Source organism: Asticcacaulis excentricus (assembly GCF_003966695.1).
Classification (GTDB): domain Bacteria; phylum Pseudomonadota; class Alphaproteobacteria; order Caulobacterales; family Caulobacteraceae; genus Asticcacaulis; species Asticcacaulis excentricus_A.
Map to the genome: position 1 here is coordinate 1,296,216 of NZ_AP018827.1, position 14,835 is coordinate 1,311,050.

Below are 14,835 nucleotides of genomic sequence, written 5' to 3' on the forward strand. Positions count from 1 at the left end.
GATGAGTCTGAATATGAGGATGACGGCGTCCATGAAAGCGACGATTACGGCGACTGTGTGTATGGCCCTGCTGGTCGGTTCGGCAATGGCGCAAACCGATGATGGCCCTATCGCCACCAATGTCACCGGCATCAAGGAACAGGTCGTGCGTACCCCCGTCATCGCCGACGCGCCAGCCGATGACTTCAACCGCGTGGCCTGGTGCCACGGAATCCTGTCCGGGCATATGGACCTGGCCGAGCGTATCTCGGACGTCGAGCCTTTGAGCCAGGAGATGGAAAAGATCGGCGCCTCGTATCTGCGCGCCTATGAGGCGGCGCTGACCCTGTCGAAAAAGGGCGAAGCCCCGGAAGGCCGCAAGAGCGCCGAGGCCGCCCGCGAACAGGGCTTCAACGGCTGGGAAGAGGCGCGCAAGGCCCCCAAGGGTCAGGCCGCCGGGGCCTATGTCAACTGGTCCCTGCCCGGCGATTGCGAGCGCGCGACCAAGGCGCTGTCGGGGCATCCCGACATCTTCAAGGAAATGCAGACCGAGGAAGAGGCGAAGATCATTGCCGAGGCGATGAAGCCCGCGACCGAGCGTCAGACGCTCGATGTCCTCACCCCGCAAAAGACCAGCGCCACCACGGCCCCCGCTGATCCCGATGCCGCCATCGGCTCATCCCGCGCGACGGGTAAATCGGGCAAGGGCCAGTCGAGCGGCAACTGGGCCACCGGCCTGATGAACAAGCTCGGCTGGGGCAAGAAGGACGGGGAATAGGTTTTTAACCACGGATCGACACGGATGAGGCCCGCTGCGCGGCCCTCTCACGGATAATCGTGGCAGACCTCCAACATCCGTGACGCCGCCGAAGGCGGCATCCGTGTCGATCCGTGGTTAACCCCTTACTCTCGGTCAAGATGGGCTGCCCACGCCTTAATCTCGTCGTGACTGTGTGTGCGCTCTTGCAGATCGAGCCAGTTCTGCAAAGCCTCACAAATGGCCTGATCTTGTGAGACATTTTTCCGTAAAGCGGCAATATCGAGGGCATCCGCCAACTGGACAGGGATTTCCGCACTGATGGTAACGGGTCTCATAAGCTTCAGGATGCGATACAATTCACACCTGTCCAATCAATAATTTCAACCTTGACAGGTTCAAACCTTCTTATCCCATCCACCTTATCCTGTCGCCATGACCCTCTGCATACTGGCCCTCGGCTGGCTGGCTCTGATCAATCTGGTGACGTTTCAGGTGTGGGCCGCTGACAAGCGCCGCGCCATCCGGCGCGAGCGTCGCGTGCCGGAAGCGACACTGCTGCGGCTTTGCTGGCTGGGCGGCTGGCCCGCGGCGCTGCTGTCCATGCGGCTGTTTCGCCACAAGAGCGTCAAGCGCGATTTCAAACGCAGATTCAACGGAATCGTCTGGCTTCACCTGCTGGCGATGGTGGCCACGATCATCGCATTCCAGACGCTCTAAGTATCCGTCTGCACGTCGTCCCAGTCGTCGCCTTCGTAGCCGATCAGCCAGTTGAGCGCGTGGTGGCGTTCGCGCACCACATCGGGCAGGACGCCTTCGGCCCCGTCGCGCACCGCCCCGTGCAGGCGATAGATCAGGTCGGCCTGATCCAGTATCTCTTCGACATCTCGGTGGCCGATACGGCTCAGGTCGTCGTGCGCAAAGTCCTGCCAGTAGTCGAGCATCTCCTGCGCGTTGACGTCTTCGGCGGGAAACCACAGGTCGTCGATCAGGCCGATCGCCCACATCAGCGGCACCATAGCCTCCACCCGCCACGAAAAGCGGATGGCATCGGCCTCAGACACCGCGTCCCCTTGCAAAAGCGCGCGTTCCTGCGGCGTCAGGTGCGGGTCGAGCTTCCAGCGCCCGACAAACGGCAGGACCGGACCCGGCCGCCCCAGAAAGGCCGCCTGCGCCACCGCCGTCAGGCACAGGAGGCGATAGACGATCGCTTCGCCGGAGCGGATGGTCACGTCCGCTGCCTCTTCGATTTCGGGCAGGCTGTCGCTGACCGGCAGGCCCCGCGCCTTCAACACACGGATCGAATTTTGCTTGCGGGTTTCGGCGTCTATAGTCAAATCGGGTCTTCCAGTGAGCGGGCCAGAGGCGAAAACAGCTTCGGCCCTGTGGGCGTCATATACCAGCAATCCTCAAGCCGCACGCCGAATTCGCCGGGGATATAGATGCCCGGCTCGTCCGAAAAGCACATACCGGCCTCCAGCGGCGTCGCGTCATTACCGACCAGATAAGGCGCTTCGTGGCCGTCCATGCCGATACCGTGCCCGGCGCGGTGCGACAGACCCGGCAGGGTGAAGCCCGGCCCCCAGCCCTCCTTATCATAGAAGGCGCGCACGGCGGCATCGAGCTTCGCCACCGGCACGCCGATCTTTGCGGTTTCCAGCACGATCTCCTGCCCGCGGCGCACCGTGTCCCACACCTTGCGCTGCCGCGCCGTCGCTTCGCCATAGACCCATGTGCGGGTAATGTCGGATTCGTAGTCGAGCAGCGCACAGCCGCAATCCATCAGGATCACCGAGCCTTCGCGCACCGTTTGCGGCGTCTTGGTGCCGTGCGGATAGGCGCTGGCCTCATTGAGCAGGGTCAGGGCAAATTCCGGCGCGCCCCCCAGCGCCCGCGTGGCGTCGTTCATCAGGGCCGCAATATCGCGCGACGCCATACCGACCTTGATGTTCGCATGGACGTGACGCAGCGCCGCCAGCGTGATGTCGTTGGCCGTCTGCATGAGGGCCAGCTCAGCCGGCGACTTGATGCGGCGGCAGGCGGCCACCAGCGCCTCCCCCGATACCACCGCGAACGCGCCCTGCTGTTTGAGGCCATCGATGATGAAATAGCGCGTGGTCCCTTCGACGGCCAGCGTCCCGCTGGCCGCGCCGCGATCCTTCAGCGCACCGGCAATCAGCGCATAGGGGCTTTCGTCCTCGTTCCAGGTGCGGACATCGGCGGGAATTTCCAGCGTTTCGCGCGTGCGCGATTCCTCGAAATAAGGGGTGACGATAACGGTTTGTCCCTTGGCCGGGATCAGGGCCGCCGTCACGCGCTCAGACCGCCCCCAGCGCAGCCCCGTGAAATAGGTCAGCGACGTGCCACCTTCGACCAACAACCCGGCGATCTTTTGCCGCTGCATCTGCTCTTGCAGCCGGGCGATGCGCGCCTGACGCTCCGCCACGCTGATGGGCTTGGCCCCCGCCGCCAGATTGGGCAGGCCCTGAGTCTGGGTCACGGTCTGAGTCTGGGCCTTCACGCCCGACGCCACGACCACACCCGAAGCAACGGCCCCGCTCAAAAACGCCCGTTTGGACAACATGACCCCGCTCCTGCGCTCAAAATCGTATACGACCTAGCGCGGGTTTGAAGCGATTGGCAAGCGGCCAATGTGCTTTTGATCCACAACGAATCCTGTCAACTTAGAGTTATGTTTGAGGATATCCAGAAGCGCGGCTTTCAGGTCGAATTTCACGCCCATGCCAGGGCGATATTGGGGACTGATTTCCCTCAGGCCATAGCCGAGCTTGAGGCCGTTCTCAGTACGCTTTCTATCCCGATTGAAGAAATTATCGGGAGTGGCGGGGGTGAGGCCAAGGGCACCCAGCGCCTGCGACGGGCACTGGCCCAAACTCACTGGCAAAAGGTCAATTTTACCATTGAGAAGTCTATCAACGGCATTCGGCGCGAGTCGATTTCCCACGAAGTCGATCACGTACGGAGCTTTGAAAACGGCACAATTGCGCTCGAAATCGAGTGGAACAACAAAGACCCGTTCTTTGACCGGGATCTGGAAAACTTCAAACGCCTGCACGCCGAAGGGGCCATCAGCGTTGGCATTATCGTTACGCGCGGCGAAACCTTGCAAAACAGCCTGTTCGATCTGGTGCGCCGCTACGCACAGGAGAAGGCCCTGACTTCGGTCGAAGACCTCCGCGCCATCGGCCTCAATCCGACACGGCCGCAGCAGGCGGATCTGACGCGGCGAATGCAGAACGGTACGGGTTTTGACGAGGCGTGGGCGCGGAACTTTGTCCAAAGCAAGTATGGGGCGGCGACAACCCACTGGCGCAAGCTGGAGGACCGCGTTCATCGCGGTGTCGGTAATCCCTGTCCGTTGCTGTTGATTGGACTTCCGGTCTCGGTTGTCACCTTCGGGGAAAATCTGGATACCGCCGCTATCGCAGAGGGCGACGAGGCGGAAATCTGATTATTCCGCCGCAACGGCTTTGGTCGCCGCGCTGTTGTGCGCGTAGGTGTCCCACGTAGGCGCGTAGCTGTCATCGGCCTGATTGCCCCACACCGTCCAGCCGGGGCGCGTTCCCCGCGAAAACATCTCCAGCCGTGGGCCTGGGCTACACGCTTCGATCAGTTCATACTGCTCATCCGGTTTGCGGCTATGCTCACGCTTGCGCGTGCCGATATAGTTGACCTGAGTACGGCCCGGTTGAAGCGTGCGCGCGTTCTTGCCGCGTACCCCGAACAGGATGATTTCGGTTACATTGCGAAAATAAAAGCCGACGCCGCGACCGTCAGATCCACCATCCTTACGCAGCTTATGCCAGATGAGGTTTGACTTGTACTCAAACCCCCACGCCTTCATCACTTCCAGACCGTCGGGTAAGAGCGCATTAGGCACCCAGAGATAGAGATGCGCCGTCGGTGCCAGCACCTGCGCTACGGGCAAGGCACAGATCTCCGGCAAGGTCATGGTACCGTAACGATTAAGCCGCTTGTGTTCGGGCGCGACCTTACCGGTACGGTTGACAAACTGCCAGGGCGGGTCCGCCAGAATAGTGGCGTACTTTGTCTTCCCGGCAGCGGCCAGAAAATCCTCAGCAGCAGAAGGTTCCAACGGACAGACCTCATAAAAACGAATCGCGCGAGCTTGTTCGCGATTTATTCTGACAGTAATGGAAGGCGGCCGCGTTTATCAAGGCACATAGTTGAGGATCGGGCTCAGCCACCGTTCCGGCCCTGCGGTGGCCTATTCGGCCAAGCGAAATCCAGATAGGTGCCGAAGCGGTTGGTCTCATAGCGCGGTTTTGGTCATCTCCATCCCTAACCTCACGCGAGTTGGAGTATGACCGCCCCTACGGCGCGTTGCCGCCGCTGGCCAGCACCTTCATCACGCGCTTGGACGACGGCCGACCGCCCCACCCCTTACTCAGGTCAAGCTTGAGCATCAGCGTATCGCCTTCGACCCAGGCGCTGGGCGGGCGGCCTTCGATCAGCTTGACCTCCTGCACGGGGGCCAGAAGTTTGCGCCCCTTTGTGGTCGCCGACATTTCGACAATGGCATCGGCGGTCACGGTCGCTGCGTCCGCAAACAGATAGTCCGCGCCCGGCGTCTGCACATCGGCCTCAAAGCGCACCAGACGGCTGAGGGCCGCCGAAGCTTTTTTGGAGGTACGCACCAGATGCTGGAACAGTTGCGACGGTGACATATGGCCGGGCTCAAAGGCTTCGGCGCGACCGGCCACGGCCACCGGATCACCGGTCGGGCGGTCCTTGGAAAACAGGATCATGCCGCCCCAGCGCGTCGCCTTGAGCACGGGCTCGCCCAGATCGTTCTTGAAGATGATGTCGCCCATCGGACCGGGCGTCGGGGTAAGCGCCCACACCTCGCTGTCGCCATCGAACTGGATCAGCGGGTTGCGGCGGCTGCGGTCCAGCACGAAGCTGGCCCCGCGGTCAGTGGTAAAACGCGCCACGGTCGGCGGTGCATTGGTGCGCCCGTCATTGGGCGTCGCCCGGCCGATCAGCGAGTCGCGCAGGGTGCGTTCGGCCTGCGCCTGCGCCACGCCCGCAACCGGCAGGCAAAGGGCAAGGATCAGAAGGCAGAGCGCCCGGCAAAGGGTCTGAAACCGGGTGGGACGCAATGTGAACTGAGGCTGTGTCATCGGGGCGTAAACTACGCACGGAAATGGGCGGAATTAGGACAGGCCGGAGGTGTCTTAAGGGCACTAATCGTTGAATTACAAGCGATTGCGGCATTTTTGTCACAAAGCGGCGCGCGAATGATAACCGCTCTCAAACAGGCGTGCCGCAACAGCATAAGGTATGAAAAATCCCCCGCCATCGAGATGGCGAGGGACACGTTCTCCGCCTATATGCGGCACAGCCAGCATAAGGCCTAGCTGGCCATATGCTGACCGCCATTGACGGCGATGGTGGCGCCGGTGATGAAGCTGCCCATGTCCGACGCCAGGAAGGCAACGATTTCGGCGACTTCTTCAGGCGTGCCCAGACGTCCGACGGGGATGCCGGAGACGATCTTTTCCAGCACCGCCGGGGCGATGGCCGAGACCATTTCGGTCGAGGTATAGCCGGGGGCGACGCAGTTGACCGTGATGCCCTTGGCCGCCGATTCGAGCGCCAGCGCCTTGGTGAAGCCGATCACGCCCGCCTTGGCCGTCGAATAGTTGGCCTGACCGGCCTGACCCTTCTGACCATTGATCGACGAGATGTTGATGATGCGGCCATAGCCGCGCTCACGCATACCTTCGATGACCGGGCGGGTCATGTTGAACATCGAATCGAGATTGGTGTGGATGACTTCCTGCCACTGCTGCTGGCTCATCTTATGGAAGAAGCCGTCGCGCGTGATACCGGCATTATTGACCAGCACCTCGACCGGGCCCAGCGCGGCTTCAACCTCGGCCACAGCGCGCTGACAGTCGGCGAAATCGGCCACCGACCCCTTGACCACGAAGACGCCCAGTTCTTCGGCGACGCGCCTGGCGTTTTCTTCATTCCCGGCGTAACCGGCGGCCACCTTGAAGCCGGCGTCCTTGAGGCGCTTGGCAATCGCCTTGCCGATACCGCGCGTCCCGCCCGTAACCAATGCAACTCTGCTCATATTTTTTATCCTGTAGGTTTAAAATCCGGGCCCCTTTTCTCCTCCCCACCTTGTGGAGAGGGGAACCGCGAAGCGGTGGAGGGGTACGGCTCTGACGGTCATACCCCTCCGTCTGCTCATTTCATTCGAATCCACCTCCCCACGCCGTGGGGAGGAGAGATTAAGCGACGGTCTCGACGGTCAGGGCAACCCCCATCCCCCCGCCAATGCACAGCGTGGCAAGGCCCTTCAGCGGCTTGCCCGCCTCAGTGGCGCGGCGGTTCAGTTCAAAGATCAGCGTGGTCAGGATGCGCGCGCCCGATGCGCCGATCGGGTGGCCGATGGCGATGGCGCCGCCATTGACATTGACCTTCGAGGTGTCGAGACCCAGTTCCTTGACGACGCACAGGGCCTGAGCGGCAAAGGCTTCGTTCGATTCGACGAGGTCGAGATCGGCGACGCTCCAGCCGGCCTTTTCCAGCGCCTTTTTCGAGGCCGGGATCGGGCCCGTGCCCATGATGGCCGGATCGACGCCCGCAGTGGCCCACGACTTGATGCGCGCCAAAGGCTTCAGGCCGCGCGCCGCCGCTTCGTCGGCCGACATCAGGACCAGCGCCGCCGCGCCGTCATTGAGGCCCGACGCATTGGCCGCCGTCACCGTGCCATCCTTCAGGAAGGCGGGCTTCAGACCGGCCACGCTGTCGAGCGTTGCGCCGTGGCGGATGAATTCGTCCTTATCGACGACCGTATCGCCCTTGCGCCCCTTGATGGTCACCGGCGCGATTTCGGCGTCGAACTTGCCGGCCTTCTGAGCGGCTTCGGCCTTGTTCTGCGAGGCGACGGCGAACTCGTCCTGCGCCAGACGGGTGATCTCCCACTTGGCCGCGATGTTTTCGGCCGTCTGACCCATATGATAGTTGTTGAAGGCGTCCCACAGGCCGTCCTTGATCATGGTGTCGGCAAACGAGATGTCGCCGAACTTCTGGCCATTGCGCAGGAAGGCCGCGTGGTTGGCCTGCGACATGCTTTCCTGACCCCCGGCGATGACCACCTTGGCGTCACCCAGCGCGATCTGCTGCGCGGCGAGCGCCACCGCGCGCAGGCCCGAGCCGCAGATCTGGTTGATGCCCCAGGCCGGGGTGGTGTGGGGCAGGCCGCCCTTGATGGCCGCCTGACGGGCCGGTCCCTGCCCCTGAGCGGCGGTCAGCACCTGCCCCAGAATCACTTCGTCGATCTCTTCTGCCTTGAGGCCGGAGCGTTCCAGCACGGCCCGGATCACATGGGCGCCCAGCTCCGCCCCCGACAAAGAGGCCAAACCACCCAGAAACGAACCGACCGGTGTACGGGCCGCAGCCACGATCACCACGTCAGACACAGAGCTTACCGACATGAAAATTCCCTTTTGAAAATAACCGGACGTTTCCCTTGCAACCGCTCATTTGCGCGCGTATCCGGCGAGTTGACGGTTCGGACCCTGCCCCAAAGGCGTGACGGTGTCACGACACAAAATATGTGTAAAAGTCTCCAAACACGTGATTTTGAGCGCAAATTTTTCGCATGTGCACAACCATCACGCCGGATTTACCGCATTTTGCACACGCACACGCGCTTTATCGCCGCACACCCCTTGAACAACTGAGGGAATAGCCATTTAGTAGGTGCAGTTCTTCCGCATAAGCACAAAAAGCCGCGGAAAACCTCTTCGCTTTTCGCATCTGCGCGACGGATCATGTTGCGCAATATGAACCGCGAAGATGGCATCACACTGGACCCGTACAGGGGGAGTCAGGATCAAGGCATGACCGAAACCAAAACGAAGACCAAACGCGGCGATCAGGAACGCGTGGTCATCAAGAAATACGCCAACCGCCGTCTGTATAATACCGCCACCAGCTCCTATGTGACGCTGGACAACCTGTCGGACATGGTGCGTCAGAATATCGACTTCATCGTCTATGACGCCAAGACCGGCGACGACATCACGCGCGGCGTGCTGGCCCAGATCATCTTCGAAGAAGAGAGCCGCGGTCAAAACCTGCTGCCGATACAGTTCCTGCGTCAACTCATCTCCTTCTACGGCGACTCGATGCAGAACCTTCTGCCGACCTATCTGGAAATGTCGCTCGACGGTTTTGCCAAGCAGCAGGAGCGCTTCCGCTCGCAATTCTCTCAGGCCTTTGGCGGCGCGCCGGGGCTGGGCTATTTTGACGAGCAGGTGGCGCAGAACCTGGCCATGTTTGACCGCGCCATGCGCATGTTCTCGCCCTTCTCGTTTGCCGCCCCCGGCGCGGCCCCCAGCGCGGGCGCAGCCGAACCGGCGGCCCCGGCTGCGGCCCCCGCGCCTGCAGCCGACAGCGATCAGGTCAATGAACTGCGTCAGCAGATCGAGGCCATGAAGGCGCAGATCGACCAGTTGGCGACGCGCAAATAGACTCAGTTTTAAGACTATCGGTGTAGAGTGGGCGGGAGCTTCGGTTTTCGCCCCTTTTCTTTTGCCGACAGAATGACGAAAAAGCCCAACCTTCCTGTGCCTGTTGGTCCCGCTGTGGAACACGAACCCTCGTCCACGCGGCGGGTCAACAAGGCCTATGAGAATGTGGACTATGCGGCGCAGGTGCTGGGCGGCGGCGAAAAGCGCGGCCTGCGCGGCGGGCCGGAGACGCTGGGGCGGGCAAAAAAAACCTATCTGGCGTCCGAATATTCCGGGCCGAACGACCGCCGCCCGGCACCGGGCCGCATCAAGCGCGAGAAGATATAGGGTTAAGAGTCGTTAAGCCTGCGGCACGGCTTTTGCAACGCGCCCCGCATCTGATGCGGAGCGTCCCATGCCTACCTTGATGCCGATCCTGACCAAGACCTTCGACGTGCTGCTGGTCGCCACCATCTTCACGCTGTTTACGTAGGCGCGATATTTTAGTTGGAAATACCATCCCGCTACGGCACCTCCCCTGAAACAGTTTTCGGCAAAGCGAAATCCGGGAAGATGAGTTGGACGATTGAGTAGTGCCGTCCGGCGTTTCAGCATAAGGGCTTCGAGAATGGACAAGCTACTGTTTGAACTGGCGGATTTGCAAATCTGGCGGCGCGGCAACCGTTATTTTGTGCGCTATGATGCCGGATCGCATCAAGTTGTCATCCGCGAAGATGAAATCAGCGAAACCGAGGCACGCGAAGGGATGAAAAGCGGCGTAGCGGCGGTGAAAATGCTCCATGCCGTGCAAGACAGGCTCATCCAGCAGGGCATCAACCCGTACACTTCAAACCTGTGACGCTCAGCCAAATTCCAGATCGCGGCGGGCGGTGATAATGGTCACGATAAAGCCGGCCAGCACATCGAGCAGCGTCATGGTGGTGAGCAGGAAGAAGGTCGAAGTGCCAAACGGGCGCAGCAGCAGAAACTCGACCAGACAGATGATAAACAGCACCATCGACAGCGAGTGATTGACGATGGCCACGCTGTCCGAACGGGTCGATTTCAGAAGCTCGAAAAACAGCATGATCAGGCCGATAAACACCACCACATCGCCAGTGGAAATCAGCCACTTCGTTCCGGGTGACGGCATAGAGACGGTAAACAGAACGTGGTTCAAACCGTTATAGGCAGAGTTTGCGTCGCTGCCGAACATGTGAAACAGGGCGACGATATTATACACCGCAACCGGAATCACCAGCATCGGGAAGGCCGTCAGAATTCCCCCCTCGTCCTTCTTGGCCGCTCCATTCGCCATGTGCTTCCCCGTTTGCGAGATGACTGCTGTACCTACTACCGCGTTTCGCTGTTCCTGACTAGCCATCCCGTTAACCCCGTTCTCAGAGAGGTTTAAACCTCTGTGGTGCGCCCCGGCAGGCGGCGACGGCTGTTCAGCCACATGACGCCCGGCAGGTCGGTCAGCGCGTTTTTCAGGCGGCCCCAGTTGGTATATTTGGAGCTGCCCGTCGTGCGCAGCCGGTCATCGACCGGTTCAAAAAGCGTAACATAGCCTTCGCGGTTGACCAAGGCCGGGATGTAGCGGTGCATATTGTCGAAATAGGGCAGACGCAGAAACAGGTCGCGGCGTATGGCCTTGATGCCGCAGCCGGTGTCGTTTGAGCCGTCTTTCAGCAGGTTCCTGCGGATGCCGTTGGCCCAGCGCGAGGCCCATTTCTTTGAGGCCGTGTCCTGACGACGGCGGCGCTCACCGGCGACCATGCCCACACTGGCATCGGCGGCCATCAGCATCTGCGTGACCTTCAGCACGTCGGCGGCCGGGTTCTGGCCGTCGCCGTCCAGCATGGCCACGATATCACCGCGCGCATAAAGGACGCCCGTGAATACGCCGCCCGACTTACCCACATTGTTTTCGTGGCGAATGACGCGCAGTTCCGGCACCGAGGCCTTCAACCCGCTCAGCACCTGCGGCGTCGCGTCTGTCGACTTATCGTCCACAAACACCAGCTCGTAATTCCCGGCCCCAAGGCCCGCGTCAAACACGCTTTTCAGCTCCTGCACCACCTGCGGGGTGGCCCCCTCTTCATTGTGGACGGCAACGACGACGGACACGGGTACGGACATGGATGAGCGGCTCTTTGCGGGAAAGGGAGGCGTGGTCGGCGCGACCAGCGGTAATATGAGTCTGGCGTCTTATCAGGTTTGCGGTTAAGCGTAAACCGAACACCCCCTCATCAGGAGTCCGGTGCCCCGCCGCACCCGGATTTCGCGCCTGTGAGGCCGCTTTGCCCCTGTGAGCCCGCTTTGCCTATGTCCAGCAAGACCTTCTCCCCCCTGAGCCCTGATCTGCGCGGCCCGCTGCTGGCGGCGATCATCGCTTTTCTGGTTGGCCTGCCCTGCGCCCTGCTGATCCCGCCGCTCGACCGCGACGAATCGCGCTTCGCTCAGGCCTCCAGCCAGATGCTGGAATCGAAGGACTTCATCAATATCAGCTATCAGGACCGCCCGCGGCACAAGAAGCCGGTCGGCATCCACTGGCTTCAGGCCGCCTCGACCGCCCTCACCTCGGACGTGGCGGCGCGCGACATCCTCTCTTACCGCTGGCCGTCGCTGTTTGGCGCGGCTTTGGCGGCCTTTGCCATGAGCTGGGGCGCGGGTTTCCTGTTTGACCGCCGGCAGGGGCTGATCGCCGGGGTACTGTTCGGCGTCTCCTTCCTGTTGTCCAGCGAAGCCTTTATCGCCAAGACCGATGCCGTGCTGTGCGGCCTGACCACCCTGTTCCTGATGGCGCTGGCGCGCATCTACGTCACCTATCGTCAGCGCACAGACCTCAGCGAAAAGCCCAAGCTGACCAGGTACAAGCTGATCTTCTGGCTGGCCTTCGGCGGCGCGGTGCTGATCAAGGGACCGATCGGGCCGATGATGTTCGCCGCCACGGCGCTGGCGCTGTTGGGCTGGGATCTGAAGGCCAAGGTGCCCGGTGCCGCCGACTGGCTGAAACACCTCGGCTGGACGTGGGGGCTGCTGATCACCGCCCTGATCGTCGGGCCGTGGGCCATCGCCATCACCATAGCGACCGACGGCGGCTTCTGGGGCACGGCCATCGGCGACGACTTTGCGCCCAAGCTGGTGTCGGGGTCTGAGGGGCATTTCGCCTGGCCCGGCTATCATACGCTGGCCCTGCCGCTTCTGTTCTTCCCCTTGAGCTTCCTTCTGGGCGGCGCGCTGCAAACGGCGTTAACGCGCTACGCGGAGCCCGCCGTGCGCTTTGCCATCTGCTGGTTCGTGCCGGGCTTCCTGATCTTTGAAGCCTCGCCCACCAAGCTGGTCCACTATCCGCTGCCGACCTATGGCGGTCTGGTGCTGCTGGCGGTGCTGGGGCTGTCGATCCCGCTGAAAACCTGGGCCAAGGTGATGAACACCGGTCTGGGCCTGTTCGGCGGCTTCCTGATCACCGCCATCGCCGCCTATGGCCTGTCCGAGTTTGGTCATGCCGGCGTAGCGGTTCTGGTCACCATCGTAGCCGCGGCGGCGCTGCTGATCGGGGGTCTGGCGGCGCTGTTCCTCTGGCGTCAGCATATGAATACGGCGCTGGCCTGTCTGATCGGCGCGGGCGTGGTGGCGCACCTCGGCTTCGTCGCCACCCTGTCGGAGCTTAAGCCTTTGTGGATGTCGCGCAATCTCGAAGCGGCGCTGGTCGAAACCGGCCTTGACCCGCGCAAGGGCCTGCAACCGGGCCCGGTGGCGACGCTGGGCTATGCCGAACCGTCCTTCGTCTTTGCCATGGGCACGGAGACCGAGCTGGCCGACACGCCGGAACAGGCCGCCGCCGCCCTGCTGCAAGGGCGTCCGGTGTGCGTCGAAGGCCGCCACGACGCGGAGTTCCGCAAGGCCGTCAGCGCCGCCGGTCTGAGGCCGCGCGCCGTCAAAACCATCGAGGGTTATAACTACTCCAACGGCGACCCTGTGAAGATCACGCTGTATCAGTTGCAGAAGTAAGCGAAGGGTCGCGCCAGCGCCTTACGTATCACCTCTGTAATAAAGACAGAGGAGGCGTCATGAGCCCGGACACACGAGCCGCCATCGCGTTCAGCCGTTTCGGATTGGGCATCACGCCAAGGGGCCTCGGCGCCGCCTCCGGTGAGGCGCGCGAAGCGCTGCTGGCGGAACTGAAATCTCCCCCGACCCTCAGCATGAGCCTGAGCGACGTGCAGCGCGATCTGGGCTTTTCCACGGCCCTGCCGCCGACGCCGGAGTTGCTAACGCAGATCGCCGCCTATAACCGCGCCCGCAAGGAACGGCGCGAGATCAAGGCGCAAAACCAGACACCCGCGCCCGACACCCCGTCTATGGCCGCCCCCGATATGGCGGGCAAACCGGGCAAGCCCGCGCCCCTGATGGACGATCAGCGCCTGCCCCAGGCCGTCAGCTTTGCCGAGGTCGCCGCGCGGCTGAAGGTCTGGGGCGACGCCCGCATCGGTTTCCATGAGCGGCTGGTGATGTTCTGGGCCAACCACTTCGCCGTGTCGGTCGATAAGGGCCTGCCCGTGCGGATACTGGCCGGGGCCTATGAGCGCGAGGCGATCCGCCCGCACGTCACCGGGCGCTTCCGCGACCTGTTGCTGGCCGCCGAGCGTCATCCGGCCATGCAGGTCTATCTGGATAATGACGCCTCCATCGGGCCGAACGCCCGCGCCAACCGCAACGGCAAGCGCGGTCTGAATGAGAATCTGGCGCGTGAAATCCTCGAACTGCACACGCTGGGCGTCAATGGCGGCTACACGCAGGCCGATGTGACGCGCTTTGCCAAGGTGATTACCGGCTGGGGGATCAACCGCAGCGGTCAGGGCGACGGCTTCCGCTTTAACGCCAATGCCCACGAGCCGGGCCCGCAGACGATCCTGGGCAAGACCTATGCCGATGACGGCGAACGGCAGGGCATCCGCGTGCTCGAAGACCTCGCCCGCCATCCGGCAACGGCGAAACACATCGCCACCAAGCTGGTACGCCACTTCGTCAGCGATCAGCCGCCACCAGCTCTGGTCGAACGCTTAAGCCGCCGGTTCATCGACACCGACGGCGACCTCAGCGCCGTCTATGCGACCCTGATCGCGGCGGACGAAAGCTGGAGCGCGCCGCGCGCCAAGCTGCGGACCCCGCAGGAATATGTGATCGCCAGCCTGCGGGCGCTGGATACGCCGGTCCAGCCGCAGCGCTTCCTGCAAACCCTGCGCGTGCTGGGTCAGCCCCTGTGGCAGCCGCCCGGCCCCAACGGCTTTTCCGATCTGGCCAGCGTCTGGGCCACACCCGAAGGCCTGAACAACCGCCTCGACCTCGCCTATCAATTGTCAGAGCGCGTCGCCGAAAAGACCGATCCGCGCGTCTTTGCCGAAGAGCGGCTGAAAGGCCTGATCTCCGAGACCACCCGCCGTTCGGTCGCCCTGGCCGAAACCCGTCCGCAGGGCCTGGCCCTCGTGCTCCTCTCCCCCGAATTCATGAGGCGTTAGCGCCCGTATGGCTGCGCCACACCGGCGCTAACATTTTTACTGACGCGCTTTTGAATCCGAA

The 14,835-nt window shown here is 62.3% G+C and carries 17 protein-coding genes; 8 read left to right on the top strand and 9 right to left on the bottom strand.

Translation table 11 applies throughout. The features are described from left to right. The first annotated feature begins 31 nt into the window (after positions 1-31). A complete protein-coding gene (locus tag EM6_RS06020; protein ID WP_126421021.1) occupies positions 32-757 on the top strand; it encodes a hypothetical protein in 726 nt (241 codons plus the stop codon). 414 nt (positions 758-1,171) lie between these two features. Continuing rightward, complete coding sequence (locus tag EM6_RS06025; RefSeq protein ID WP_126421023.1) at positions 1,172-1,456, top strand: DUF1294 domain-containing protein; 285 nt, start codon at positions 1,172-1,174, stop codon at positions 1,454-1,456. Here the strand turns inward: EM6_RS06025 and EM6_RS06030 are convergent. Then, entirely contained in the window at positions 1,453-2,073 is a 621-nt protein-coding gene (locus tag EM6_RS06030; RefSeq protein WP_172961144.1) for a DUF4272 domain-containing protein, read from the bottom strand. The two genes, EM6_RS06025 and EM6_RS06030, sit on opposite strands and share 4 nt — an antisense overlap. Further along, positions 2,070-3,320 (bottom strand): M24 family metallopeptidase, encoded by a 1,251-nt coding sequence (locus tag EM6_RS06035; RefSeq protein WP_126421027.1) that lies wholly within the window; start codon positions 3,318-3,320, stop codon positions 2,070-2,072. The genes EM6_RS06030 and EM6_RS06035 overlap by 4 nt, the downstream gene beginning before the upstream one ends. A gap of 108 nt (positions 3,321-3,428) precedes the next feature. Between EM6_RS06035 and EM6_RS06040 the strand changes: the two genes are divergently transcribed. After that, on the top strand, positions 3,429-4,208 hold the full coding sequence (locus tag EM6_RS06040) for a BglII/BstYI family type II restriction endonuclease (RefSeq protein ID WP_126421029.1): 780 nt from the start codon (positions 3,429-3,431) through the stop codon (positions 4,206-4,208). Here the strand turns inward: EM6_RS06040 and EM6_RS06045 are convergent, their stop codons facing one another. The 4 genes from EM6_RS06045 to EM6_RS06060 form a co-directional block, all read right to left on the bottom strand. After that, positions 4,209-4,853 carry an MT-A70 family methyltransferase gene (locus tag EM6_RS06045; protein ID WP_197723563.1) on the bottom strand — a complete coding sequence of 215 codons (645 nt, stop codon included), beginning with the start codon at positions 4,851-4,853 and terminating at the stop codon, positions 4,209-4,211. It lies immediately after the preceding gene. 238 nt (positions 4,854-5,091) lie between these two features. Beyond that, complete coding sequence (locus EM6_RS06050) at positions 5,092-5,880, bottom strand: DUF4908 domain-containing protein (RefSeq protein ID WP_232037005.1); 789 nt, start codon at positions 5,878-5,880, stop codon at positions 5,092-5,094. A 254-nt stretch (positions 5,881-6,134) separates the two neighbouring features. Continuing rightward, entirely contained in the window at positions 6,135-6,860 is a 726-nt protein-coding gene (phbB, locus tag EM6_RS06055; protein WP_126421035.1) for an acetoacetyl-CoA reductase, read from the bottom strand. A gap of 160 nt (positions 6,861-7,020) precedes the next feature. Beyond that, positions 7,021-8,214 (bottom strand): acetyl-CoA C-acetyltransferase, encoded by a 1,194-nt coding sequence (locus EM6_RS06060; RefSeq protein ID WP_126422918.1) that lies wholly within the window; start codon positions 8,212-8,214, stop codon positions 7,021-7,023. A gap of 423 nt (positions 8,215-8,637) precedes the next feature. Between EM6_RS06060 and phaR the strand changes: the two genes are divergently transcribed. Together phaR and EM6_RS06070 are read left to right on the top strand one after the other, a co-directional pair. Then, complete coding sequence (gene phaR, locus EM6_RS06065; RefSeq protein ID WP_126421037.1) at positions 8,638-9,270, top strand: polyhydroxyalkanoate synthesis repressor PhaR; 633 nt, start codon at positions 8,638-8,640, stop codon at positions 9,268-9,270. Between the two features lie 114 nt (positions 9,271-9,384). After that, the gene (locus tag EM6_RS06070; protein ID WP_232037006.1) at positions 9,385-9,597 is read left to right on the top strand and encodes a hypothetical protein; all 213 of its coding nucleotides are present in this window, start codon (positions 9,385-9,387) and stop codon (positions 9,595-9,597) included. A gap of 12 nt (positions 9,598-9,609) precedes the next feature. Here EM6_RS06070 and EM6_RS06075 read toward each other — a convergent pair whose 3' ends face one another. Next, a complete protein-coding gene (locus EM6_RS06075) occupies positions 9,610-9,864 on the bottom strand; it encodes a hypothetical protein (protein ID WP_126421042.1) in 255 nt (84 codons plus the stop codon). A gap of 13 nt (positions 9,865-9,877) precedes the next feature. Here EM6_RS06075 and EM6_RS06080 point away from each other — a divergent pair, with 13 nt between their 5' ends. Continuing rightward, positions 9,878-10,108 carry a hypothetical protein gene (locus tag EM6_RS06080; RefSeq protein WP_126421044.1) on the top strand — a complete coding sequence of 77 codons (231 nt, stop codon included), beginning with the start codon at positions 9,878-9,880 and terminating at the stop codon, positions 10,106-10,108. A 3-nt stretch (positions 10,109-10,111) separates the two neighbouring features. On the opposite strand, the gene EM6_RS06085 is transcribed toward EM6_RS06080, so the two are convergent. Beyond that, positions 10,112-10,567 (bottom strand): hypothetical protein, encoded by a 456-nt coding sequence (locus EM6_RS06085; RefSeq protein ID WP_126421046.1) that lies wholly within the window; start codon positions 10,565-10,567, stop codon positions 10,112-10,114. Between the two features lie 92 nt (positions 10,568-10,659). Continuing rightward, positions 10,660-11,391: a glycosyltransferase family 2 protein gene (locus EM6_RS06090; protein ID WP_126421048.1), complete on the bottom strand. Its 732-nt coding sequence runs from the start codon at positions 11,389-11,391 to the stop codon at positions 10,660-10,662. Positions 11,392-11,577: 186 nt separating this feature from the next. On the opposite strand from EM6_RS06090, the gene EM6_RS06095 reads away from it, so the two are divergent. After that, complete coding sequence (locus EM6_RS06095; protein ID WP_126421050.1) at positions 11,578-13,266, top strand: ArnT family glycosyltransferase; 1,689 nt, start codon at positions 11,578-11,580, stop codon at positions 13,264-13,266. Between the two features lie 59 nt (positions 13,267-13,325). Then, positions 13,326-14,774, top strand: coding sequence for a DUF1800 domain-containing protein (locus EM6_RS06100; RefSeq protein WP_126421052.1), 1,449 nt, complete (start codon positions 13,326-13,328; stop codon positions 14,772-14,774). Positions 14,775-14,835: the final 61 nt, after the last annotated feature.

Bases quoted from the DNA above. Each gene is read 5' to 3' on its own strand.
- EM6_RS06035 (WP_126421027.1), bottom strand. From the start codon at position 3,320: ATGTTGTCCAAACGGGCGTTTTTGAGCGGGGCCGTTGCTTCGGGTGTG.
- EM6_RS06040 (WP_126421029.1), top strand. From the start codon at position 3,429: ATGTTTGAGGATATCCAGAAGCGCGGCTTTCAGGTCGAATTTCACGCC.
- EM6_RS06100 (WP_126421052.1), top strand. From the start codon at position 13,326: ATGAGCCCGGACACACGAGCCGCCATCGCGTTCAGCCGTTTCGGATTG.
- phbB (WP_126421035.1), bottom strand. From the start codon at position 6,860: ATGAGCAGAGTTGCATTGGTTACGGGCGGGACGCGCGGTATCGGCAAG.
- phaR (WP_126421037.1), top strand. From the start codon at position 8,638: ATGACCGAAACCAAAACGAAGACCAAACGCGGCGATCAGGAACGCGTG.
- EM6_RS06085 (WP_126421046.1), bottom strand. From the start codon at position 10,567: ATGGCGAATGGAGCGGCCAAGAAGGACGAGGGGGGAATTCTGACGGCC.
- EM6_RS06025 (WP_126421023.1), top strand. From the start codon at position 1,172: ATGACCCTCTGCATACTGGCCCTCGGCTGGCTGGCTCTGATCAATCTG.
- EM6_RS06095 (WP_126421050.1), top strand. From the start codon at position 11,578: ATGTCCAGCAAGACCTTCTCCCCCCTGAGCCCTGATCTGCGCGGCCCG.
- EM6_RS06080 (WP_126421044.1), top strand. From the start codon at position 9,878: ATGGACAAGCTACTGTTTGAACTGGCGGATTTGCAAATCTGGCGGCGC.
- EM6_RS06020 (WP_126421021.1), top strand. From the start codon at position 32: ATGAAAGCGACGATTACGGCGACTGTGTGTATGGCCCTGCTGGTCGGT.
- EM6_RS06090 (WP_126421048.1), bottom strand. From the start codon at position 11,391: ATGTCCGTACCCGTGTCCGTCGTCGTTGCCGTCCACAATGAAGAGGGG.
- EM6_RS06075 (WP_126421042.1), bottom strand. From the start codon at position 9,864: ATGCTGAAACGCCGGACGGCACTACTCAATCGTCCAACTCATCTTCCC.